Genomic DNA, 24576 nt, shown 5'->3' with positions numbered 1-24576 from the left:
TTTATAGCGATCACATTTTTGAAAAAAAGCCATTCATTGTTCCGCATTTGACTGCTACTATCGTAGTCATTGGTAAATGATTAAAAAATGCTATGCAAGATTCAATTGAACAATATATGCAAAAAGTTGGGCAACAAGCACGTGATGCTTCACGCGTCTTAACAAGTGCTTCTACCTCACTTAAAAATCATGCACTCTCTGCTATTTATACTGCTTTGGAAAACAACCAAGCAGCTATCTTGGCGGCGAATCAGATCGACATGGAAAAAGGCCGTAGCAATCAGCTCGACAGCGCCTTACTTGATCGTCTTGAGCTTACGCCCGCACGTTTTAAAGGGATGTTGCAAGGTTTAAAAGATGTGATCGCGCTTGTCGATCCAATTGGGGAAATTACGGATCTTGCATATCGCCCCACAGGCATTCAAATTGGGAAAATGCGTGTACCTCTAGGTGTCGTTGGTATGATTTACGAATCACGTCCAAATGTCACACTTGAAGCTGCATCCTTAGCAATTAAATCGGGCAATGCCATTATTTTACGTGGTGGCTCAGAAGCACTTGAGTCAAATAAAGCAATCGCAGAAGCAGTGAAGCATGGCTTAAAAGTTGCTGGTTTACCTGAGCACTCAGTACAAGTGATTGAAACTTCTGACCGCGCAGCGGTTGGTCATCTCATTACTATGGCTGAATATGTTGATGTCATTGTTCCACGTGGTGGCAAAAGCTTAATTGAGCGTGTAACCAACGAAGCTCGTATTCCTGTGATTAAGCATCTTGATGGTAACTGTCATGTGTTTGTGGAAGCACAAGCAGACTTACAAAAAGCGTTACCAATTACCTTGAATGCTAAAACACATCGTTACGGCGTTTGTAATGCAATGGAAACTCTGCTCGTTGATGAAAAAATTGCAGAAGTTTTCTTACCACACATTGCTGAGCTTTATGCTGAAAAACAAGTTGAGTTACGTGGTTGCCCAGAAACACGTCGTATTTTAGGAAGCTCTGTAAAACCTGCGACAGAAGAAGATTGGTATACCGAATATTTAGGGCCGATTCTTGCAGTTAAAGTGGTGAGCGGTATTGATGAAGCCATTGACCATATCAACAAATATGGTTCGCATCATACCGATGCCATTGTGACAGAGAACTATACTTTGGCACGTCAGTTCTTGGCTCGCGTAGATTCAAGCTCCGTCGTAGTTAATGCATCAACTCGTTTTGCCGATGGCTTTGAATATGGTTTAGGTGCTGAAATTGGTATCTCAACAGATAAGATTCATGCACGCGGCCCTGTTGGCTTAGAAGGTTTAACTTCTCAAAAATGGATTGTGTTAGGTGACGGTCAAATTCGTCAATAAGCCTCCTACTTAAATAAAAACGCCTGATCCATATCAGGCGTTTTTATTTTGTTATTTCCCATAAAAAAGCCAGCCCGAAGGCTGGTTTTTTTAACCATAGATCAATTAGAAAATAAAGTCGGTATTCACAAATTTCGAATAGTGCTCAGACACCATAGAAGCCAGCATACCTTTACTGTCATCCGTCTGTTTAGCCGCAATCATAGAGCGGATCGAGAATGCACGAAGCGCATCATGCACAGAAAGTGTACCTTCTGCAGAATCTTTACGACCACCAAATGGGAATACATCAGGACCACGTTGACACTGACAGTTGATGTTTACACGACAAACTTGATGTACAAGTGTATCGACCAAATGGCCAATTTGCGCTGGGTCACTACCAAAAATACTCACCTGCTGACCATGATCAGAAGTAGTGACATAATCCAATACAGTTTCAATATCATCATAAACAGCAACTGGTACCACTGGGCCAAACTGTTCTTCGCGATACAGTCTCATCCCCTCAGTCACTGGATAAACTACGGCCGGATAGAACATGGTTTTGCAAAATTCACCACCTTCCGGATTAACCACTTTTGCTCCTTTTGCCACTGCATCTTCAATCACTTCAGTCATGTAGGCTGTACGGTGCATACCTGGTAGCGGCGTAATAGATACACCTTTTTCCCACGGCATACCTACTTTCAACTTAGCCAGCTCAGTCGTTAAACGGTTAACAAACTCATCGGCTATCGAACGGTGCACCATCAGCATTTTTAAAGCTGTACAACGCTGACCATTGAATGACAATGCACCCAACAGACACTCTTTCACTGTCAGGTCCAAATCAGCATCTGGCAAAATGATAGCTGCATTCTTAGCATCCAACCCCAAAATCGCACGCAGACGGTGAGATTTAGGATGTTGTTTTTTCAAGTGATCAGCTACTTTACTAGAACCAATCAATGCCAGCACATTAATTTGCCCAGATGCCAGCAAATGCGGCACTACTAGAGAACCTGGTGCATAAATGGTATTGATCACCCCTTTTGGAAATGAATCACGAAATGCCTCTAGCAATGGTTCAAATAGTAAAGTTCCAAATTGAGGTGGTTTAAAAATAATAGTATTACCCATCAGCATAGCCGGGATCAGGGTTGCAAAGGTTTCGTTTAGCGGGTAGTTGTATGGCCCCATACACAACACAACACCTAATGGAGTACGACGAATTTGACCAATGGTGCCTTCAGCAATTACAAAGCGGGAGTTAGCATTATCCAGATCTTTCAGGGCATCAATGGTTTGACGCATGTAGGTAATAGTACGATCAAATTCTTTCTCTGAATCGGCCAAGCTCTTGCCAATTTCCCACATGATCAGCTTAATAATCAAATCTCGTTGCTCTACCATGCGCTGAATGAAATTTTGCATACATGCAATACGCTCACTAACCTTCATCATTGGCCATTCGCCACGACCATTGTTATAAGCTCGTACCGCTGCTTCTAATGCTTCATCGCTTTCTTTTTCGCCCATGACTGGGTAACTACCAAGTTCAACTTGCTGTAGGCTACCGTCAGGCTGCTGTATCCAGATCGGAGATAATGTTTTCTTGGTTGCACCAGCCCATAACTTCAACTCACCATCCACGAGTGAGACACGCTGATGAATTTGAGATGGCAAACGTACACTTTCAGGAATACCGTCCACTACTGGAAATTTATGCTGTAAATTATTTAACTGATTCATTCTTCTTAATACCTTATTATTTGTATGTCTTTTATATATTCCCGAACTCGCCCCTGTAATCAGGTTTTATTCGGATTAATACCACTATTATTATCAGTACTCACCTTGCTTGAACCGCAGACCACAAGGTGAATTCTTAAAGCATGGATAGTTTCGATATTTTCTAGATGAATTTACCCCCGACACACACTATCAGTTACCCCTAGCTTCTGGATAACTTGTTCAATGATCTGTTCTGGTGTGAGAGCAATATCAATAGCAATTGCTTCATTCACATCAGGTTCCTCTAATGTATCTAGTTGGGTCTGTAACAATGCCGGATCAAAAAAATGACCAGATCTTTCTGCAAGTCTTTGCTGTAATAGTTCATAAGAACCTTTTAGATATACAAACTTAACATTCTGGTCCTGCCCTCTTAAAATATCGCGATACATCCGCTTTAAAGATGAGCATGTAAACACAGCCGTTTCACCATCTCTTTGTTTTGCTTCAATTGCCTGACGAATAGCTTGCAACCACGGCAAGCGGTCTTCATCGGTTAAAGGGATACCTTGGCTCATCTTACTTTTATTTGCAGCTGAATGAAGCGTATCACCATCAAGAAACTCACAAGCCAAACGCTCTGATAACAACTCACCAATAAGGGTTTTCCCTGTGCCACAAACACCCATTGCTATCACTATCATGGATTACCTACCTCTAATTACAAAACAGCACTAAGCAACAATGTGAAAGACAAACCAAGTACCGAAATAATTGTTTCCAGTACAGACCAAGTCTTCAGTGTCTGCCCAACTGTCATTCCAAAATATTCTTTGATTAGCCAGAAACCAGCATCGTTTACATGCGAGAAAATTAATGATCCAGAACCTGTCGCTAATACTAAAAGTTCAGGTCTAACGACTACACCTGCTGCTGCCGCAATAGGTGCAACAATGCTACAAGCCGTGGCCATCGCAACAGTAGCCGAACCTGTTGCCAGACGTATGAGAGCAGCAACAAGCCATCCTAATAACAATGGTGAAAGGTTTGCTTTTAAAGCAGTAGAGACGATTTCATTAGAAATTCCACTGTCTCTTAGAATACCGCCGAAACCGCCACCAGCACCAACAATCAGCAAAATACCGGCAATTGAAGCTAGACATCCACCACAGAATTTTTCAATTTGTTCACGGTTAAAACCCTGCATGGTGCCAAAAGTAATAAAGCTGACCAAAACAGCAATAAGCAATGCAATATCAGAAGTACCAATAAAGCGTAATAACTCATTTGGGAACGTTTTTGGTGCAAAGAAAACATCTGCCCAACTACCAACTAACATCAATGCAACCGGTAGCATGATCGTAAATAAGGTTATCCCAAAGCTCGGCAATTCACGTGTGTTGTTAGCATCTGCTTCAACAAACTGCTTTGCTAAAGGATTATTTTCAGGCAATTTGACATATTTGTTAATCCATAATGCATACAATGGACCTGCAACAACCGCCGTCGGGACGCCAACCAACAAACTGTACATAATGGTTTTACCGATGTCGGCATGGTAAGCCTGTACCGCAAGCAAAGCGGCTGGATGCGGTGGAATCAACCCATGTACGACCGATAGACCCGCAACCATAGGTAAACCAACAATTAATAATGATTTACCTGTACGTTTGGCAATATTGAATGCAATTGGAATAAGAAGTACAAAACCAACTTCAAAAAATACCGGAAGCCCTACAATTAACGCAATGAACATCATGGCCCAGTGAATATGTTTTTCACCAAACCATTTAATTAAAGTAATTGCTATTCGCTCTGCACCACCTGACTCGGCCATCATCTTGCCAAGCATGGTTCCTAACGCAATCACAATCGCAAGGTGACCTAGTGTTTTACCGGTACCTGCTTCATATGATTTAACAATCCCGTCCATTGGCATGCCAACTGCAAGAGCTAAACCAAGAGAAACAATAATAAGAACTAAAAAGGGGTAAATTCTAAACTTCGCGATCATGACAATCAAAGCAACGATCGCAATTAAAGTATAGACAAGCAACATGCCACCCTGAACCGTCTCCATGTGACACTTTCTCCTTGGAATAATGTTATCTAGGCACTGCCTAAATAAAAGCCTTCAACCAGAGATATACTCATTGTTGAAGCACTCATTTTTTATATTTAGTATGACTGGCAACCGCCAGTCACAGCATCACAAAAAATCTAAAGCACCTAAAAGACACTTTAGATTTTTAAACCACAATTACTTTCGTAAAACTCACAACTGACTTGCAATTTGGGCTAAACGGGTAATTTCAGCCCAATCTTGTGCAGCGACAACAGGTTTAGGCGTTAACCATGACCCACCTACACACACCACATTAGGTTGCTTTAAGAAATCTGGAGCTGTCTCTGCTGTAATTCCACCTGTTGGGCAGAAACGTAAGTTTGGAAATGGACCATAAAATGCTTTTAGCATCTCAACCCCACCTGCCTGTTGAGCAGGGAAAAACTTCACAATGTCGTAGCCCAACTCAATCGCTTGAATGAGATCACTCGGTGTCATTACGCCTGGTAAAAGAGGTAAACCTGCATCTTGTGCAGCCAAATGTAAGTCTTTGGTCAAACCAGGTGATACCCCAAATTTAGCACCAGCTTTTTTAGCTTGCGCACAATGCTCAGGCTTGGTAATTGTTCCCACACCCACCACAATGTCATCTGCTAACTGAGATGCACGTTCAATGGCAGCAAGCCCAGCTGCTGTACGTAAAGTAATTTCCAGTACCTTTACACCACCAGCATGCAACGCACGTGATACATGTTCACCTTGTTCGGCAGAGTCAAAAGCCAACACCGGAATTACTGGACCTAATTTGACAACATCTTCAATCTTGCTCATTACTTTGTAATTCCTTTGTCTTAAATCTGCCCTTGTGGCTCTTCGCCAACAAGTGCACCAAACACAGATGCGCCATGTTCAGCAGGCGCTGCTGCCGCACGGAACACACCAAATAATTCACGGCCAAAACCAACTTCGTTTTCTGCCTGATGTTCTGGTTGAGCAACAGGACGTGACTGCCAAGTCTGCTCATCTAACTCAATATCGAGTACACCAGCTTCAGCATCAATAATTAACATATCCCCAGTTTGAACTTTGCCAATCGGGCCGTTCAATAACGCTTCTGGAGACAAATGAATGACTGCCGGCACTTTGCCTGAAGCACCAGACATACGGCCATCGGTTACTAATGCAACATGGAAGCCTTGATCTTGTAAAACACCCAACACAGGAGTCAAGCGGTGCAACTCAGGCATACCATTAGCACGCGCACCTTGGAAACGGACAACCGCAATAAAGTCTCGGTGTAATTCACCACGATCAAACGCTGCCTGTACCGCTTCTTGCGAGTCAAAAACAATTGCCGGTGCTTTCACTTTACGGTGCTCTGGTGCAACCGCAGAAATCTTGATAACACCACGGCCAAGGCGACCTTGCATTAAGCGCAAGCCGCCATCTGGCTGAAACGGCGCATCAATGCTACGGAGTACTTTGTCATCAAGGCTTTGAACTACCCCGTCAACCCAAGTAAGCTTACCGTCAATCAATTTCGGTTCTTTGGTGTAATGCTGTAAACCTTTACCAGCGATGGTCGTCACATCGTTATGTAACAAACCAGCCTCAAGTAAGTTACGGATAAGGAAGGCTACCCCACCCGCAGCTTGGAAATGGTTTACATCGGCCTTACCATTTGGATAGATTTTTGCGAGCAATGGAATAACAGCAGACAACTCATCAAAGTCATCCCAGTCAATTAAGATGCCAGCCGCACGTGCAATCGCAATAAGATGCAACGTATGGTTGGTTGAACCACCTGTAGCCAGTAAAGCCACAATACCATTGATAATGGCTTTTTCATCAATAACATGGCCAATCGGCGTGTAGTTGCCTCGCTCGGCAGTTAAGTCAAGTACACGTTTAGCAGCTTCGGCAGTGAGCGCATCACGTAATGGTGTATGAGGATGAACAAATGCCGCACTTGGCAAATGTAAGCCCATCACTTCCATCAACATTTGGTTACTGTTCGCAGTACCATAGAATGTACATGTGCCCTGACCATGATAGGCAGCCGATTCAGCTTCAAGTAAGGCATCGCGGCCCACTTGACCTGTGGCGAATTGCTGGCGGATTTTAGCTTTATCATCATTCGACAAACCGCTACTCATTGGCCCCGCAGGTACAAAAATGGCTGGTAGATAACCAAACTGCAAAGCACCAATCAGCAAGCCCGGAACAATCTTATCGCATACCCCGAGACACAATGCGGCATCGAACATGTTATGGGAAAGTGCAATCGCAGTCCCCATCGCAATGGTTTCACGTGAAAATAGTGATAATTCCATACCGGCATTACCTTGAGTAATACCATCACACATTGCCGGCACACCGCCCGCAAACTGTGCAACACCACCATTTTCACGTGCAGCTGTTTTTATAATGTCAGGGAATGTTTTATATGGGGCATGTGCTGAAAGCATTTCATTATATGAAGACACAATGCCAATATTTGGTTCACGGCCAACTTTAATAATTAATTTTTCATTATCTTCCATGCCAGCAAAACCATGAGCCAGGTTGGCACATGAGAGTGCACCACGAGCTGGGAATTTGCCTTGGGCATGTTCAATACGTTGTAAATATGCAGAACGAGTTTTTTGGCTACGCGCAATTACACGTTCAGTAACTTTTGCCAATACTGGATTCGGCAAGTCCATGCTGGACGCTCCTGTACAACCGGATAAGCCGGAACATAAAAATAGACCAAATGATATATTTCATCATCATTTGATAAGGGGGAGGAACAATATTATTAAGGCAAAAAGCGACATGCAAGCCCTAGTCAACTTTACGGTAATACTCGAGCATCGGTATTAAATACAAATTATGTTTAAGTTTTAAACGAGAAGCTGGTTTTATTTTTGACTATATTTATTGGTAAATCTGCCTCTATTAACTATGAGAAAATTCTCATAATATCAAAGCAATAAATTATTCTTATAAATGTATTAATACCGACTTTTTTATACTAAGTTTTATATTAAAAATGTTTATGATTTATTCATTTTAACCTATATATAAACGATTAAAATTTAATTTCATTTACGTATATTATTTGTAATACTCCCCTCTAGTTTGATTAAAATAACAGCACTTCTTTTTTCTTAAAAAATTTATCCCAAATATTTGAAAAATACATTAAATAGAAATCTAGCTTTCATAAATATATACAAAAAACTGTTTAATTCTTCTACAAAAAAACAATAAATACAGTGGTTAAGCTTTATACTGAGCGAATATTAGTTATAAAAAATTTAATGGTCGATAGTGCTTAAGTCTAATGGGCTAAAGTCTATCTTGGACAGAAAAACAACACATGTTAAAACATCACAACCTGCTCTTAATGCATCACACAATTAATGCCTTTTGATCAGGAAGTTAGGAAAACTATTTTTATATCAGGACTTGGGTATTTCAACGTGGCTACATCAGTATTAGTTATTAATTGCGGTTCTTCATCTATTAAATACGCACTGGTTTCAGAGCGTCGTGAAGATCGTATTTACGGTTTAGCAGAAAACTTAGGGGCAGCTGATGCTCGTATTAAAGGGATTACCGTCGGGGGAGAACCGCTAGAGCTTTCAATTCCTTATGCTGACCACGCCAAAGCTTTAGAAACTTTACTTGCACGTCTTGCAAACTATAAACCTCAAGCAATCGGTCACCGTGTCGTACATGGTGGAAGCCTTACCAAAGCTGAATTACTCACCCCTGAAATTGTAGAACGTATTCGTGCAGCCACTCCGCTTGCACCGCTTCATAATCCTGCTCACTTAATCGGGATTGAAGCAACGATGCGCCTCTTCCCTGAATTACCTCAAGTTGCCGTATTTGACACCGCATTTCATCAAACTATGCCTGCACATGCATACCGTTATGCAATCCCTAAGTTTTTATATACAGAACATAATGTTCGTCGCTATGGTTTCCACGGTACAAGCCATGCTTATGTGTCTGACCGCGGCAGTGAACTGGCAGGAAAATTCCAAAAAGGCGGTTGGTTAACAGCACACTTGGGCAATGGTAGCTCGACTTGTGCAGTGTGGAATGGACAAAGTGTTGATACTTCTATGGGCCTTACTCCACTTGAAGGTGTTGTAATGGGAACACGTAGTGGTGATGTCGATCCAAGCTTACACAGCTTCCTTGCTAAAAATCTTGGCTGGGACTTAGCAAAAATCGATAAAGTTTTAAATAACGAAAGTGGATTACTTGGCTTATCACAACTCTCTAACGATATGCGTACAGTGATTGAAGCTGCTGAAAATGGCAATGAAGATGCTTGCCTTGCGATTGAAGTATTTAGCTATCGCCTTGCAAAATCACTTGCTGCCCTAAGCTGTGGTTTACCAACTATTGATGGCTTGATCTTTACAGGCGGTATTGGTGAGAACTCAGCTTATATACGTGAAAAAACTCTAGCTTATTTACCTCATTTCGGTTTACAGCTCGATAAAGACCAGAACAATAATTTAAAACGTGGTACAGAAGGCCGTATTGATAGCGGCACAGGTCCACAAATCTGGGTGATTCCAACCGATGAAGAAGGCCGTATTGCCAAAGAAACTCGTCAGGTTGTAGAGGTTTCACAAAATACATCTCCTGAAGTTAGCCTTGCTTAATTACAGAAGTCAAAAACGCTATTCATTTATTTATAGGTTTATATGAATACAATTTTATTAATTCCTACAGGTGAAGGGGTTGGTTTAACCTCTGCCTGCTTAGGTATGATTTATGCACTTGATTGTAATGGGATTAAAGCAGGCTTTTTAAAACCGTTCTCTCAGGTAGATCAAGAAAATTTAGACCGAACTACATCTTTATTTGGTCATTTATTTCAAAGCAAAACTGTCCAATCCATTTCTCATGAAAAACTAACCCAACGCATTGCGGCTGGTGAAGTCGATGAGTTACTTGAAGAAGCAGTAAGTCTTCATCGCAGTATCGCAGCAGATAATAATGTGATTATTGTTGAAGGCTTATTACCAAATGGGCAAGACCATTTTGCCAGTGAACTTAATGCAAGCCTTGCACAAGCGCTTGATGCTGAAGTGGTTTTAGTCAGTACAGCAGATATTCAAAACCCACGTAAAACAGCAGAGAAAGTTGAAGCTCACTTACGGCAGTTTGGTGGTGCAACCTCTAACCGAACAGCGGGCGTACTCTTTATGCGTACACGCGGGTTGTCTGAAGAGACAGCTCAAATACCTGTCGCATTTGACCCGTCGTTACGTCCAACTGAAGACATCGCAAAATTTACGGCAGAATTGCAAAAATATAACCGCTACTTTGGATCAAGCGATTTACCAATTATTGGTCTAGTTCCGTTTAGTAATACCTTAAGTGTACCTAGAACATTAGACATCGCCAGCGTGATTGATGGCCAATGGGTAAATCAAGGCGAAGCAAAAACACGTCGTATTTTGCACTCAAGTTTAATTGCATCAAGCATTGAATATGAACTGAATAAATTCATTGCTGGTGAACTGATCATTAGCGCCTCTGAACGTACCGATGTATTACTGGCAAGTAGTCTCGCCACCAGTAATGGTATTCCACTGGCAGGCTTGGTGCTGACTGAGCGTGAAGCTCCTGCTCCCAAGCTTTTAGAGTTTTGCCAAAGTGCTATCAAACAAGGGTTGCCAATTTTACATACCCATTTAAATACACTAGAAACTGCGCAGCGTTTATCCGATTTTGGTAATGAAATTCCAACCGATGACACTGAACGTGCCGAACAAGTGACCCGATTTGTTTCCAGTCACATAGATGTCGAATGGCTTAAACAGCATAGTAATAACGGTGCTACACCACGCCTTTCCCCTTCTGCATTCCGTCATGAACTGGTACAAAAATCGATTGCAGCTAAAAAACGGATTGTCCTTCCAGAAGGTGATGAGCCACGCACTATTGAAGCTGCTACTATATGTCAGGCTCGTGGTATTGCGCATTGTATTTTGTTAGCAAAACCAGAAGCTGTACATGACGTAGCAAAAGCACGTGGTATCGAGTTACCGGCCGGGTTAGAAATTATTGATCCAGATCAGATCCGTGACCAATATATTGCACCAATGGTTGAACTCCGCAAAGGCAAACTCAACGACCTACAAGCTAAAGAGCAATTACAAGATACTGTAGTTCTCGGCACCATGATGCTAGCTCTAGATCATGTGGATGGATTAGTTTCAGGGGCAGTTCATACAACCGCCAATACAGTGCGTCCAGCTTTCCAATTGATTAAAACCGCTCCAGCATACTCACTGGTTTCATCCATTTTCTTTATGCTTTTACCGGATGAAGTCTATGTCTACGGTGACTGTGCAATTAACCCAGACCCTACAGCCGAACAGCTTGCCGAAATTGCGATTCAGTCTGCTGACTCTGCAAAAGCGTTTGGAATTGATCCACGTATTGCCATGATCAGCTACTCAACTGGTACATCTGGAACAGGTGCTGATGTTGAGAAAGTACAGCAAGCGACTCAAATTGCACAGCAACGTCGCCCTGATTTACTGATTGACGGTCCACTACAATACGATGCGGCTTCAGTTGAAAGTGTAGGACGCCAAAAGGCGCCAGACTCACGCGTTGCTGGCCGTGCCAATGTATTTATTTTCCCAGACTTAAATACGGGTAACACGACTTACAAAGCAGTACAACGTGCAGCAAATGTAGTTAGCGTTGGCCCAATGCTGCAAGGCCTAAATAAGCCAGTCAATGACTTGTCTCGTGGTGCTTTAGTAGATGACATCGTCTTTACTATTGCATTAACAGCCATTCAGGCCGAGCAGCAAGCTGCTGCCAAATAATTAATATCATTTAATCTTTTCTACCTCTCGCCATTTGATATCCGCTCAAATGGCTTTTTTTATTTTTTAAAGAATAAGCCTGATTCTAGGTTGTTCTTAATTTTAAATAACTTAGCCTTTGTGTTATTCGACTTTCGGTCAAAAGATCAACCAATCCCCCACAAGATTGTCTTTTTGTCATATAATTTAGCCCGCTAGCTAACAGCCCGCTCAAGAGATTTTTTGGTATGACAACGATTATCAAACAAGATGACTTGATTACATCAATCAAGGACGCCCTACAGTTTATTTCGTACTATCACCCGCAAGACTTTATCCAAGCGATGAGCCGTGCTTATGATCGCGAAGAAAACAAAGCTGCAAAGGATGCAATTGCACAGATTTTAATTAACTCTCGCATGTGTGCGGAAGGTCATCGTCCAATTTGCCAAGATACTGGTATTGTTAACGTTTTCCTTGAAGTGGGCTTAGATGTTAAATTTGATTTAACAATGAGCTTAGACGATGCAGTAAATGAAGGTGTTCGCCAAGGTTATCTTGAAAACAGCAACGTTCTTCGTGCATCTGTTCTTGCTGACCCTGCATTTGGTCGTAAAAATACAAAAGACAACACCCCTGCCGTTATTCACTACAAACTCGTACCAGGTAACAAAGTAGATATTACTGTTGCTGCTAAAGGTGGCGGTTCAGAAAACAAATCTAAACTTGCGATGCTTAACCCATCTGACTCGATTGTTGACTGGGTTCTTAAAACCGTTCCAACTATGGGTGCAGGCTGGTGTCCTCCTGGTATGCTCGGTATCGGTATTGGTGGTACTGCTGAAAAAGCCATGATGCTTGCGAAAGAAGCACTCATGGAAGAAATCAACATGGACGAATTACTTCGCCGTGGACCAGAGAACAAAATCGAAGAACTTCGTATCGAAATCTTTGAAAAAGTAAACGCTCTTGGTATTGGTGCACAAGGTCTTGGCGGTTTAACGACTGTTCTTGACATTAAAATCAAAGACTACCCATGTCACGCTGCTGGCAAACCAGTAGGTATGATTCCTAACTGTGCTGCGACTCGTCACGCCCACTTCCAGCTTGATGGTTCAGGTGTAGCTCATATTCAAGCACCAAAACTTGAAGACTACCCATCTGTAACTTGGGATGCTTCACAATCTAAACGTGTAAACCTTGATACCATTACTCAAGAAGAAATGGACTCTTGGAAACCGGGCGACACATTACTTCTTAGCGGCACAATGTACACAGGTCGTGATGCTGCACACAAACGTATGGTTGAAATGATCGACAATGGTGAAGAATTACCGGTTGATCTTAAAGGTAAGTTTATTTACTACGTTGGCCCTGTTGATCCGGTACGTGATGAAGTGGTTGGTCCTGCCGGTCCTACAACGGCTACACGTATGGACAAATTCACACGTAAAGTACTCGAGCATACTGGTCTATTCGGTATGATCGGTAAAGCTGATCGTGGTCCTACAGCAATTGAAGCAATCAAGGACAACAAAGCAACTTACCTTATGGCAGTGGGCGGTGCAGCTTACCTCGTATCTAAAGCTGTTCGCGAAGCTGAAGTGGTTGCATTTGCAGACTTGGGTATGGAAGCAATCTACAAATTTGTAGTGGAAGATATGCCTGTATCTGTTGCAGTTGATGTAAACGGTACATCAATTCACGCAGTAGCTCCAAAAATCTGGCAAGCGAAAATTGGTAAAATTCCAGTAATCGATGCCGCAGCTGGCTAATCAAGAAAAGCACCGGATTCGGTGCTTTTTTTATGCCTTTTAATATTTTTTTGAAATTGAAAAGAATTGTAACAATTGGTTCGCCAATCTGTGCTATTAATGAATATACCCACCCGCCCTACACTGCATATAGGTCATTTCATGACTATTCGCCCTATTCTTAAAAATCTTTCAATCAGTCTCTGCCTAAGCTGTATTACCACAAGCTTATTTGCTTCTCCTGCCAAGTTAAGTTCAGTGAAAGAACTCATGCAAATGAGCCAAATTGATTATCTATTGAAAGAGTCAATCAATGAGTTAACGCCTTACTATGATCAACAAGCAGAACAGATCATTAGCAATATTACGGGCATCAAAACTTTAGGCCCGAAAGAAAAAGAGGCAGCGAAAAAGTTAGGCTTACTTTTAAAAGATTCGAGTAACCAGCTGATTAGCAGCCCTAAAACGACTCAAGCCTTACAAGATATTTATTTAAAAACGTATACCGAAGAAGAAATCCAAGCAAATTTAAAGTTTTTGAAAACCCCAGAAGGCCAATCAATTACCCGTAAAAACGTACAGATTATGGGGCAAATTTCAGAATATATGATGGAATTGGGACAGCAAACTTTTAATGACCCTAAAGCACGAGATCATATGCAAGAAGAAATGCTAAAAATTATTGCACCCTTAATGAAAGATAAAGAAAAGTCTTAACTTTTCTTTATCGACCTCAAATTGTTACCACGTTAAGGGGTTCCACAATTTAAATGGTTTTATCAGATGTACATCTGACTTTTCATTATATTTAGCAGGTTTTAATTCTTGGGGTTTATGACGTATTTTCCCTGAAGCATCTTCAGCAACAAAATTGTAGCTAGAAGATTTAAGCTCGGTAAATGCAATTTCTCTACGACCAATATTATCTTGCATTAACATAAATGGACCCGTGTGCTCACTACGGTCCATTTTATTTTCTTCATCATACTTCAAATAATAAGATGCTCCTGCATCTACCGTAATATCGATATATTTAGGTTCTTGAAAATGAATCCCCAACAAAGGGCGGCTCGCTGAAATACGGTAAGTTCCTGCTGGCAGTTCAATCCAGTAATAATGGTTATGCAATAAACTTGGAATTCGTTTGCCATTTACAAATAAATTGATGGCTGCAATTTCTTGACGATTCCATTTCGTGTCTGGACGGTAAAGATAGACAACTGCTGCCTGCTCATTTTGGGGTTTAACTGGGGCAAATGTCTGACCTAACTTTTGATTTACCCAACCCCCTACAGTGAAGCCGCCTAAACGATATTGATCCAATAAACCGGGTTCTTTATCAACATCAACTTTAGGTAAAGTGGCAGTCAGCTCACCTGAATTCTTTTCTAAGTGTGATGAACTTTGGCAACCTGCAAGTAATGTGGCACAACTTAAAGCAATAATTAAATAACGCATGACATCCCTCAAAGCGTTTTCTTTTGATTTTTCTATACCGCAAAACTATGCGTATTTTGTTTTTTTAGATTAACATCACCTACATGAATTGAAAACAAAAAAAGCATGAATCACCGAGGCAATTCATGCTTTTTAGATGAATGAAATCTAAGCAGACTTCGAATCAATTACTTTTAAATCTGCCTTAGCAACACTTTCATGTGTTACTGCTTCTTTAGGCTGACGTTCTGACTTATAAACAGGTTCAGCTTCACCATTAATGACTGCTTCATTAATGAAAACTGTTCCTACATCTGTACGGCTTGGCAAGTCATACATCGTTTCAAGTAAAACATTTTCCAAAATCGAACGTAGGCCACGAGCTCCGGTATTACGCTCAAGCGCTCGCTTAGCCACTGCACGTAAAGCTGAATCTTCAAATACGAGGTCAACATTTTCCATATTGAACAGGTATTGATACTGACGAGTTAATGCATTTTTCGGTTCAGTTAGAATTTGCATTAACGCTTCTTCATCAAGCTCTTCAAGCGTTGCAATCACTGGTAAACGGCCAATGAATTCTGGAATTAAACCAAATTTAACTAAATCAGTTGGCTCAACTTGACGGAATAATTCAGCAAGTTTTTTGGTTTCATCTTTGTTTTTAACATCAGCCGTAAAGCCAATTCCACCTTTCTCTTGACGCTGTTGTACAATTTTTTCCAGTCCAGCAAATGCACCACCACAAATAAATAGGATATTTGAGGTATCAATTTGAATGAACTCTTGCTGCGGATGCTTACGTCCACCTTGTGGTGGAATTGAAGCTACAGTACCTTCAATCATCTTAAGCAAAGCTTGTTGTACACCTTCACCAGACACATCACGAGTAATCGATGGATTTTCAGATTTACGTGTAATCTTGTCGATTTCATCAATGTAGATAATGCCCTTTTGAGCTTTTTCTACATCGTAATCTGCTTTTTGCAAAAGTTTTTGTACGATATTTTCAACGTCTTCGCCAACATAACCCGCTTCAGTCAAAGTAGTCGCATCTGCCATTGCAAACGGCACATCTAACAAACGAGCCAATGTTTGAGCAAGTAATGTTTTACCTGAACCGGTAGGCCCAATCAGTAGAATGTTACTTTTAGCAATTTCCACATCTTTAGACACATGACCAGATTGCCCGACTTTCAAACGCTTATAATGGTTATAAACGGCAACAGATAATGTCTTTTTGGCAAGATCCTGACCAATTACATATTGATCAAGCGCAGCACGTATTTCATGTGGTTTTGGCAATGCCTTGCTCGCCCAGTCACCTGCTTCAACCTGTTGGCTGGTTTGTACAAGGTCTAAGCAGACATCTACACACTCATTACAAATATATGCGTCCTCGCCCGCAATCAGTTTCCCGACTTCAGACTGCGTTTTACCGCAAAATGAACAATGTTTTTGTCCTTGAGGATGTTCGGACATATTCTCTCCACAAATAGAATCTTAAATATGAGGGCAAGCGATAGGGTTAAATGACTATATGGAGGCGTTTTCCAATAACTCAAGCCACTTAATATTTTCCCTTATGGACGCTTACTTAATACCTGATCGACCAAGCCATATTCTTTTGCTGCTTGTGCAGTCATAAAGTTATCACGATCGGTATCACGAGCAATCGTGTCATAGTCTTGACCACTGTGTTCTGCCATCAAACGGTTCAAGCGCTCTTTAATAAATAGAATTTCACGAGCATGAATTTCAATATCTGATGCTTGACCACGGAATCCACCTAATGGTTGGTGAATCATTACACGTGCATTTTCAAGGCAATAGCGTTTACCTTTAGCACCAGCATTTAATAAGAATGCGCCCATAGATGCAGCCTGCCCCATACAGTATGTCACTACATCAGGTTTAATAAATTGCATCGTGTCATAAATCGCCATACCAGCAGTGACCGAACCGCCTGGCGAGTTAATATAAAGATGGATATCTTTATCTGGGTTTTCAGCTTCCAAGAACAACATTTGGGCAACAATCAAATTTGCCATGTTGTCTTCAACTTCACCAGTTAGAAAAATGACGCGCTCACGTAAAAGTCGTGAATAAATATCAAAAGAACGTTCGCCGCGAGAAGATTGTTCAACCACAACAGGAACTAAAGCATTTTCAATTGTTGGAACATACATACGTTATTTATTCCTAAATTTTTTGTGACTTAACCTATGGCAACAATATGCGGGATAATTTCTCAAATTGCAAAAGGTTCGCACTGAAATATTATATTATTTATACCTAAGTACTTAAGACGTACTCAAATTAACCATATACCTAAAAATGAAAAAGGCGCCTAAAGCGCCTTTTCCTGACTTCTCAAAAGATTAGCCCATACGGCGAGCTTGTTGTTCTTTCAATAAATCTTCGTAAGATACTGCTTTGTCAGTCACTTTAGCAGAAGCTAAGATGTGATCAACAACTTGATCTTCTAACACAACAGCTTCAATTTGAGCGCGTTGTTGAGCATCATTTTTGAAGTATTCAATCACTTCAGTTGGATCTTCATAAGAAGAAGCCATGTCGTCGATGTAAGCATCAACACGTGCTTGGTCAACTTCAAGTTTAGCATCAGCTAATACTTTGCTTACCAATACGCCAAGCTTAACAGAACGTTCTGCTTGTTCTTTGAACAATTCGTCAGGAAGCATGCTCTTGTCAAAAGATTGCGCGCCTGCACCACCAAATTGTTGAGTGAACTGTTGAACCATTTGTTGACGTTGACGGTCAATTTCTTGAGCAACCATTGCAGCTGGAACTTCAATTTCGTTAGCAGCAACAAGAGCATCAAATGCAGCTTGTTTAACTTGGTTACGTAAACCATTGCGAACTTCACGTTCCATGTTTTTACGAACGTCAGCTTTTAATTTTTCAATGCCTTCTTCTTCAGAAACACCGAAGATTTTTAAGAATTCAGCATCAATCTCTGGAAGTTTAGGCTTTTCAACTTGCTTCACAGTGATTTTGAACTGAGCTGCTTTACCCGCTAAGTTTTCAGCTTGGTAATCTTCAGGGAAAGTTACATCAATAACTTTCTCTTCACCAGCTTTCATGCCAATGATGCCGTCTTCGAAGCCAGGAATCATACGGCCTGAACCTAACACAAGTTTAAAGTCTTCAGCAGAACCGCCTTCGAACTTCTCACCGTCGATAGAACCTTCGAAGTCAAAAGTCACTTGCATGTCTTTTTTCGCCATACCCTTGGTTACAGCCCAAGTTTGACGTTGCTTTTGCAAGTTTTCGATCATGGTGTCAACGTCAGCGTCTTTAATTTCAGCTGTTTTACGTTCAACTTCCAAACCGTCAAATGCTTTTACTTCAACTTCAGGATAAACTTCTACAGTTGCTTCAAAAACTAAAGCATCTTCTTTATGTTCAACTTTCTCAATGTTCGGCATACCTACCGCATTGATTTTTTCTTGTTGAATTGCTTCAAATACGCTGTCACGAATGATGTCATTCACAACTTCTTGATAAATACTTGCACCGTATTCGCGGCGAACAACGTTTGCAGGTACTTTGCCCGGACGGAAGCCGTTGATCTTCACAGTTTTGGCAGTGCGCTTCAAACGAGCTTCAAATTGCTCGTTAATACGGCTCGTCGGTACAGAAACATTTAAACGACGGGCAACGCCCGAAACCGCTTCAGTCGTTACTTGCATGGCTTCCTCGATAAAAATTAGTTAGTAGGAACAGTTTTTAAAAAAGTGCTGTATTATATGACAACTTTCAAGATATACAAAATTAACCGATCAGATCATAAAATTGAAGGACGTATTTTTAGGAAATTTCACAGTAATTTTATGATTTTTTAATTTTTTTTAATGCAACGTTAATCAAAAGTAATTTTTTAACTATTCTTTACAAATCTAAAATTACAATTAATTTTAATAAAGTTATCGTTTTTCCAAACAGTTAAGTTTAATCAATTAATTAGGGCCAATTTGTAACTAAAAGTGATTAAAACTTTCACATTTCCTTCACAATTCTATCGGCAAATCCAATTAACACAAACTGTACATATAAATAAGAATTATTATTATTCGCATAACGTTTATATTTAAGTCCTGAAAGTCATGTCATTGATTAGAACACGTAAAAAAATTGTTTCCTCTGCAATCGCCTCATCTCTCTCGATGATAGCAACAACTGCAATGGCACAAGAAGCAGTTTCGCAATTACCAACTATCCATACTAAAGCGACTCAAGAAGAATCTTTAAAGGTCGATCAGTCTGCAAACTCTAAATTCGTAGCTCCTCTCAAAGACACACCAAAATCAGTCTCTATTCTTTCTCAAAAATTAATTAAAGATACAAACTCTAATACCCTACTCGAAGCGTTACGCTATGAACCTGGTATTACATTAGGTGCTGGTGAAGGCGGTACCCCGTTTACAGATATGCCTTACATTCGTGGTTATAGCGGTCAATCTTCTATTTATGTAGATGGTGTTCGTAATACAACTTCTCAGAATCGAGATATGTTTGCTATTGAGCAAGTTGAAGTCATTAAAGGATCTTCTTCTGCTCTTGGTGGTGGTGGTAGCGTTGGGGGCAGTATTAACCTCATCCCTAAAGTTGCTCATGAAGGTGATGTATATCAAGGTAGTGTTCAAAGCGGTACCGACAACTATCGTCATATTCAATTAGATGCGAACAAAGATTTTGGTAACGGTATTGCTGGCCGTGTAGTAATTATGGGCCACGAAAATGAGAAAGCCGGCCAAAGTAATGGTGCTGAATATAAACGTGTAGGTATTGCTCCAAGTATTACTTTTGGCTTAGATACAGCAACACGCGGAACACTAAGCTACTATTATTTACGTAGCAATGATGAACCTGATGCAGGCATTCCTTTTAACAATGCAAACCCAGCAAAGCCTCCTGTTGGGGTTACAGTAACACCTGGTGATGGTAAACCTGTTGATGTAAAAGCTGGAACTTATTATGGTTGGAAAGCACGTGATTTTGACAAACGTGAAAACCATATCGGTACCTTTAAATTAGAACATGACTTTAATGAAAACCTGACGTTATCGAATATAGCGACTTACAACAAATCTAAATCAGATTATGTTTATACCAACGCAGATGACTCAAAAGGTAACATTTATAGAGGTACGGTTGCTCGTCGTGCTTTAAGTCGTATTCTCGATACCGATGCATATAGTGATCAACTTTCCCTAAGAGGCAAATTTAATACTGGTTCATTAAAGCATTCTTTTAATGTCGGTACTGAATGGAGTTTCCAAGAAACAGATCAAGGTGTACATACTTTTACTAATGCTGCTGGTGAAACCACATCGACCATTTTAGACAGCAATATTCAAAACTGTACTTCAGCTGCTGCTGTGGCAAATGGCTGGTGTACAAGTTTAAATAATCCAGGCAATGGTACCTTCACAGATAAGCGTGGATCTATCACAGCACAATCGACCACTCGTAGTCACAATGTAGGCATTTATGCTTTAGACAGTATTGAATTTAATCCCCAATGGTTACTTAACTTAGGTGTGCGTTGGGATAAATTTGAAACTGAGAAAAAATATAATAAGGATGTAGATGGACGTACTCCTCATAAAGCTGGTGATAAATTAGAAAGCGATACAGACTACTTCTCTTACCAAGCTGGTTTAGTTTTTAAACCAACAGAAGATGGTAGTATTTATTTAAGCTATGCTACGTCAGCAAACCCAGTAGGTGTGCTTGCTGAGGGTGACACAGGTTCAGATTCTATTAGCGACTCAGGTACTGCAAGTGCGAGTGCAAATGCTCTCAAGCCAGAAGAAGCACGTACTTTCGAGTTAGGTACAAAATGGGACTTATTTAATAACCGTGCGAACTTAACAGCAGCAGTTTTCCGTACTGAAAAGCAAAATACACGTATCCAAATTGACCCTACTACGACTGCCAATGCAGGTAAAAGTAAAGTTGATGGATTTGAAATTAGTCTGAACGGAAAAATTACCGACAAATGGGATGTTTCTACAGGCTATAGCTATTTAGATAGTGAAATTACCGAAGCTGCCTATAATGCAGTTGCTCAAGAAGGTAAACCTCTCCCATTTGTAGCGAAAAACAGCGCTACCCTATGGTCTACTTACCGAGTAATGCCTCAATTGACTCTAGGTGCTGGTGTTGAATATCGCGATCAAGTTTTTGTGAACACAACTGCTCCGAAATATCTGCCAACCTACACCATTTACAATGCTATGGCTAAATATGATGTTAATAAGAATGTGAATTTGCAGCTTAACATCAACAATATCTCTGATAAGCGCTATTTCACTAGTGCGCATGCAGCTCACTACGCATTTGAAGGTAATGGTCGTAATGCTGTCTTAGCGATTAACTTTAAATACTAAGAATAAATTCCATAATTTATTTATGGAATTAATTAAAGTTCATATAAAATAGCCTCGTCATGAGGCTATTTTTACAAATGAAGTATCTATTAAAAGGTGTTTGCCGTGATTCATCATATCCCCAATGTTTTAAACAAAGAGCAAGTTGCCGAGTTTCGTAAGCTCATGGAAGAAGCCAATTGGGTAGGTGGAAAAGTGACTGCTGGCACCTTGTCTGCTTCGGTGAAAAGAAATCAGCAACTCTCAGAACAAGACCCCCTTACCCATCATTTAAGTGATATAGTCATCAAAGCAATTTGGCAAAATCCTTTGTTTCAGGCCGCGGCCCTGCCTCACAAAATTATTCCACCGCTTTTTAATCGTTATGATGAACATGAAAGTTTTGGTTTTCATGTAGACAACTCAATTCGCCTTATTCGTGGTACAGCGGAACAAATTCGTACAGATTTATCATGTACATTATTTTTAAGTGAGCCAGATGAATATGAAGGTGGTGATCTGGTTATTGAAGATACCTATGGTTATCACGAAGTTAAATTACCTGCTGGTGACGTAGTTCTCTACCCATCTACCAGTCTACATGAAGTGAGTAGTATTACAGCAGGTACTCGTTTTGCTTCCTTTTTCTGGGTTCAAAGTTTAGTACGTGACGATAGTAAACGGCATCTTTTATTTAGTTTAGATGAAAGTATTCGTGAACTCCGTAAATCACATGGTGATAGCTATTCTGAAGTCATGAAATTAACTAATATTTATCACAACCTAATCCGTATGTGGTCAGAACTGTAACACTATTTATTTTTGCCTTATTTGAGCTAATTAATTATTTTTATCTCAATAAGGCAAAATAATGAAAATTATTTTCGATAAAATATAAAACAATGCAAAATTAGAAAATTATTTTCTAAACACTGAAATTAAAATCTCTATAAGACTTTTGCACAACGTGTAATCATCGTTTAGATGTGGTATATCTAAACAATAAGCATATTTGCAAACCACCAAACTTACTATTTCATGGTCTATAGATGAAAACGAATTACTTGTTTGCCCAGCCTACTCAAGCAAGACATCATCTCGAACTCCTGATGCTGCGCCTCGCGCGCGTATAAATTTTTGTCTGTATTTTAGAGCAGACCTTTTCAAATTCCCTTTAATTTTTCTGTATTAGATACCATATATAACTGTAGACGTTGCCTTTCACACGATACTTGACGCAACCGTGCTACGAGATAAGGAGTTTTCTCATGATGTTGGCTGACCCTAGCAAAAAATACCGCCGTATGTACCAGCGAGTCGATTTACCAGATCGCCAATGGCCAAATAATGAAATTACAAAAGCGCCAATCTGGATGAGCACGGATTTACGTGATGGTAACCAAGCAATTTTTGAACCGATGAACATGGAACAAAAGTTCAAAATGTTCAAAATGCTTGTAAAAATCGGTTTTAAACATATTGAAATCGGCTTCCCTTCTGCGTCTCAAATTGACTTCGATTTTACTCGTATGTTGATCGAAGAAAATCATATTCCTGATGATGTATACATTGAAGTATTGGTTCAGGCACGTGACCATTTAATTGAGCGTACTTTCGAAGCTTTAGCAGGTGCTAAGCGTGCAATTGTGCATATTTATAACTCTAACTCTCCAACTTTCCGTCAAAAAGTGTTGAATGTAGATGTTAATGGCGCAAAACAGTTGGCGGTGAATGCAGCTCAGAAAGTGAAAGAATATGCTGCGCAATATCCTGAAACTGACTGGATTTTCCAGTATAGCCCAGAATGCTTCTCTGCAACTGAATTAGAAGTAGCAAAAGAAGTCTGTGATGCGGTTACAGAAATTTGGGATGCACGTCCAGATCATAAAGTTATTTTGAACTTACCAGCGACTGTCGAAGTTTCAACACCAAATGTTTATGCAGACCAAATCGAATGGATGCATCGTAATTTGGCACGTCGTGATGGCGTGATTATTTCCGTTCACTGTCACAATGACCGTGGCTGTGGTATTGCTGCATCAGAACTTGCCATTATGGCAGGTGCCGACCGTGTGGAAGGCTGCGTATTTGGTAACGGCGAACGTACCGGTAACGTTGACGTTGCAGCAATTGCATTGAACATGTACACCCAAGGTGTAGCGCCAGAATTAGATTTCTCTAATATTAATGAAGTCATTGCAACGGTTGAAGAATGTACTGGTTTACCTGTACACCCCCGTCATCCATATGCAGGTGACTTGGTATTTACTGCATTCTCTGGTTCGCATCAGGACGCAATCAAAAAAGGCTTTGAATACCAGAAAAACGAAGAAATCTGGGATATGCCTTACTTACCAATCGATCCGAAAGATTTGGGCCGCGACTATGATGCTGTCATTCGCGTAAATAGTCAGTCTGGTAAAGGCGGTATCGCTTACTTATTAGAATCAAACTATAACGTTGTATTGCCTCGTCGCTTACAAATCGAATTTAGTCAGGTTGTTCAACAGTATACTGATGAGAATGGTACAGAGATTAGTGCTAAACAAATCTGGACCTTATTTAAAGACACGTATGTTGAAGTGAAAAACCACCATTACACGGTCAAAAACTATAAGTTATCTGACATTAATGGTACTCAAATTATTGAACTTGAGATTGATGTTGAAGGTGAAACTCAACAATTACGTGGCGAAGGTAATGGTCCTATCTCTGCATTCTTAAATGCACTTCAATTACCAATTGATGTATTGAACTACGAAGAACGCAGTATTAGTTCAGGTGCAAATGCCAAAGCATTAACCTTAATTGAACTTCAAGTGAAAGGTACAGGCAGAGGCTCATTTGGTGCAGGGGTCCACGACAACACAGTCACTTCATCTATTGAAGCTATTATTGCATGTACCAACCGTTTGATTGATCAAGGTGTTTTAAGTACAGATCAGGTTGTTGCCGCCGCTGTTTAATTAAAAAAAAGACTTTGGAAAGGATACCTAGCTTGGTATCCTTTCT

Annotated in this window: 17 protein-coding genes; 8 read left to right on the top strand and 9 right to left on the bottom strand. The window is 40.5% G+C overall.

Annotation, left to right across the window (positions count from 1 at the left end):
* Nucleotides 1-92: 92 nt before the first annotated feature.
* Nucleotides 93-1358 (top strand): glutamate-5-semialdehyde dehydrogenase, encoded by a 1266-nt coding sequence (locus KNQ97_RS06210; RefSeq protein ID WP_001154158.1) that lies wholly within the window; start codon nucleotides 93-95, stop codon nucleotides 1356-1358.
* Nucleotides 1359-1463: 105 nt separating this feature from the next.
* On the opposite strand, the gene KNQ97_RS06205 is transcribed toward KNQ97_RS06210, so the two are convergent.
* From KNQ97_RS06205 to edd, 5 genes are all read right to left on the bottom strand, one after another.
* Nucleotides 1464-3092 carry an NADP-dependent glyceraldehyde-3-phosphate dehydrogenase gene (locus tag KNQ97_RS06205; protein ID WP_001072702.1) on the bottom strand — a complete coding sequence of 543 codons (1629 nt, stop codon included), beginning with the start codon at nucleotides 3090-3092 and terminating at the stop codon, nucleotides 1464-1466.
* Nucleotides 3093-3265: 173 nt separating this feature from the next.
* On the bottom strand, nucleotides 3266-3778 hold the full coding sequence (locus KNQ97_RS06200) for a gluconokinase (protein WP_001978744.1): 513 nt from the start codon (nucleotides 3776-3778) through the stop codon (nucleotides 3266-3268).
* A gap of 17 nt (nucleotides 3779-3795) precedes the next feature.
* A complete protein-coding gene (locus KNQ97_RS06195) occupies nucleotides 3796-5154 on the bottom strand; it encodes a gluconate:H+ symporter (protein ID WP_000450961.1) in 1359 nt (452 codons plus the stop codon).
* Nucleotides 5155-5349: 195 nt separating this feature from the next.
* Nucleotides 5350-5970 carry a bifunctional 4-hydroxy-2-oxoglutarate aldolase/2-dehydro-3-deoxy-phosphogluconate aldolase gene (eda, locus tag KNQ97_RS06190; protein ID WP_000034283.1) on the bottom strand — a complete coding sequence of 207 codons (621 nt, stop codon included), beginning with the start codon at nucleotides 5968-5970 and terminating at the stop codon, nucleotides 5350-5352.
* A gap of 20 nt (nucleotides 5971-5990) precedes the next feature.
* Nucleotides 5991-7844: a phosphogluconate dehydratase gene (gene edd, locus KNQ97_RS06185; RefSeq protein WP_253611981.1), complete on the bottom strand. Its 1854-nt coding sequence runs from the start codon at nucleotides 7842-7844 to the stop codon at nucleotides 5991-5993.
* Nucleotides 7845-8606: 762 nt separating this feature from the next.
* Between edd and KNQ97_RS06180 the strand changes: the two genes are divergently transcribed.
* The 4 genes from KNQ97_RS06180 to KNQ97_RS06165 all read left to right on the top strand — a co-directional run bounded on the left by KNQ97_RS06180 (nucleotide 8607) and on the right by KNQ97_RS06165 (nucleotide 14446).
* A complete protein-coding gene (locus KNQ97_RS06180; protein WP_031987238.1) occupies nucleotides 8607-9809 on the top strand; it encodes an acetate/propionate family kinase in 1203 nt (400 codons plus the stop codon).
* A gap of 42 nt (nucleotides 9810-9851) precedes the next feature.
* Nucleotides 9852-11996, top strand: coding sequence for a phosphate acetyltransferase (gene pta, locus KNQ97_RS06175; protein WP_001092295.1), 2145 nt, complete (start codon nucleotides 9852-9854; stop codon nucleotides 11994-11996).
* A 227-nt stretch (nucleotides 11997-12223) separates the two neighbouring features.
* Entirely contained in the window at nucleotides 12224-13750 is a 1527-nt protein-coding gene (locus tag KNQ97_RS06170; RefSeq protein WP_000207467.1) for a fumarate hydratase, read from the top strand.
* Nucleotides 13751-13891: 141 nt separating this feature from the next.
* Nucleotides 13892-14446 (top strand): DUF2059 domain-containing protein, encoded by a 555-nt coding sequence (locus KNQ97_RS06165; RefSeq protein ID WP_000155519.1) that lies wholly within the window; start codon nucleotides 13892-13894, stop codon nucleotides 14444-14446.
* A gap of 24 nt (nucleotides 14447-14470) precedes the next feature.
* On the opposite strand, the gene KNQ97_RS06160 is transcribed toward KNQ97_RS06165, so the two are convergent.
* From KNQ97_RS06160 to tig, 4 genes are all read right to left on the bottom strand, one after another.
* Entirely contained in the window at nucleotides 14471-15187 is a 717-nt protein-coding gene (locus KNQ97_RS06160; protein WP_001269745.1) for a DUF2846 domain-containing protein, read from the bottom strand.
* 147 nt (nucleotides 15188-15334) lie between these two features.
* Nucleotides 15335-16648: an ATP-dependent Clp protease ATP-binding subunit ClpX gene (gene clpX / locus KNQ97_RS06155; protein ID WP_001289250.1), complete on the bottom strand. Its 1314-nt coding sequence runs from the start codon at nucleotides 16646-16648 to the stop codon at nucleotides 15335-15337.
* A 101-nt stretch (nucleotides 16649-16749) separates the two neighbouring features.
* The gene (clpP, locus tag KNQ97_RS06150; protein ID WP_000289452.1) at nucleotides 16750-17355 is read right to left on the bottom strand and encodes an ATP-dependent Clp endopeptidase proteolytic subunit ClpP; all 606 of its coding nucleotides are present in this window, start codon (nucleotides 17353-17355) and stop codon (nucleotides 16750-16752) included.
* A 192-nt stretch (nucleotides 17356-17547) separates the two neighbouring features.
* Entirely contained in the window at nucleotides 17548-18882 is a 1335-nt protein-coding gene (tig, locus tag KNQ97_RS06145) for a trigger factor (protein ID WP_001198432.1), read from the bottom strand.
* Between the two features lie 414 nt (nucleotides 18883-19296).
* Here tig and KNQ97_RS06140 point away from each other — a divergent pair, with 414 nt between their 5' ends.
* From KNQ97_RS06140 to leuA, 3 genes are all read left to right on the top strand, one after another.
* Complete coding sequence (locus KNQ97_RS06140) at nucleotides 19297-21585, top strand: TonB-dependent siderophore receptor (RefSeq protein ID WP_253611980.1); 2289 nt, start codon at nucleotides 19297-19299, stop codon at nucleotides 21583-21585.
* Nucleotides 21586-21690: 105 nt separating this feature from the next.
* A complete protein-coding gene (locus tag KNQ97_RS06135) occupies nucleotides 21691-22374 on the top strand; it encodes a Fe2+-dependent dioxygenase (RefSeq protein WP_000581251.1) in 684 nt (227 codons plus the stop codon).
* Between the two features lie 458 nt (nucleotides 22375-22832).
* A complete protein-coding gene (gene leuA / locus KNQ97_RS06130; protein WP_000978841.1) occupies nucleotides 22833-24530 on the top strand; it encodes a 2-isopropylmalate synthase in 1698 nt (565 codons plus the stop codon).
* The last annotated feature ends 46 nt before the right edge of the window (nucleotides 24531-24576 follow it).

It is taken from the genome of Acinetobacter sp. UC24323 (genome assembly GCF_024151445.1).
In the GTDB taxonomy this organism is placed as follows: domain Bacteria; phylum Pseudomonadota; class Gammaproteobacteria; order Pseudomonadales; family Moraxellaceae; genus Acinetobacter; species Acinetobacter baumannii.
Note: the sequence above shows the minus strand (reverse complement) of the source record. Positions and strands in the feature narration are given on the sequence as shown.

Coding starts and splice junctions, on each gene's coding strand:
- clpP (WP_000289452.1), bottom strand. CDS start 17,355: ATGTATGTTCCAACAATTGAAAATGCTTTAGTTCCTGTTGTGGTTGAA.
- KNQ97_RS06210 (WP_001154158.1), top strand. CDS start 93: ATGCAAGATTCAATTGAACAATATATGCAAAAAGTTGGGCAACAAGCA.
- leuA (WP_000978841.1), top strand. CDS start 22,833: ATGATGTTGGCTGACCCTAGCAAAAAATACCGCCGTATGTACCAGCGA.
- KNQ97_RS06205 (WP_001072702.1), bottom strand. CDS start 3,092: ATGAATCAGTTAAATAATTTACAGCATAAATTTCCAGTAGTGGACGGT.
- pta (WP_001092295.1), top strand. CDS start 9,852: ATGAATACAATTTTATTAATTCCTACAGGTGAAGGGGTTGGTTTAACC.
- edd (WP_253611981.1), bottom strand. CDS start 7,844: ATGGACTTGCCGAATCCAGTATTGGCAAAAGTTACTGAACGTGTAATT.
- clpX (WP_001289250.1), bottom strand. CDS start 16,648: ATGTCCGAACATCCTCAAGGACAAAAACATTGTTCATTTTGCGGTAAA.
- tig (WP_001198432.1), bottom strand. CDS start 18,882: ATGCAAGTAACGACTGAAGCGGTTTCGGGCGTTGCCCGTCGTTTAAAT.
- KNQ97_RS06165 (WP_000155519.1), top strand. CDS start 13,892: ATGACTATTCGCCCTATTCTTAAAAATCTTTCAATCAGTCTCTGCCTA.
- KNQ97_RS06170 (WP_000207467.1), top strand. CDS start 12,224: ATGACAACGATTATCAAACAAGATGACTTGATTACATCAATCAAGGAC.
- KNQ97_RS06195 (WP_000450961.1), bottom strand. CDS start 5,154: ATGGAGACGGTTCAGGGTGGCATGTTGCTTGTCTATACTTTAATTGCG.
- eda (WP_000034283.1), bottom strand. CDS start 5,970: ATGAGCAAGATTGAAGATGTTGTCAAATTAGGTCCAGTAATTCCGGTG.
- KNQ97_RS06160 (WP_001269745.1), bottom strand. CDS start 15,187: ATGCGTTATTTAATTATTGCTTTAAGTTGTGCCACATTACTTGCAGGT.
- KNQ97_RS06140 (WP_253611980.1), top strand. CDS start 19,297: ATGTCATTGATTAGAACACGTAAAAAAATTGTTTCCTCTGCAATCGCC.
- KNQ97_RS06200 (WP_001978744.1), bottom strand. CDS start 3,778: ATGATAGTGATAGCAATGGGTGTTTGTGGCACAGGGAAAACCCTTATT.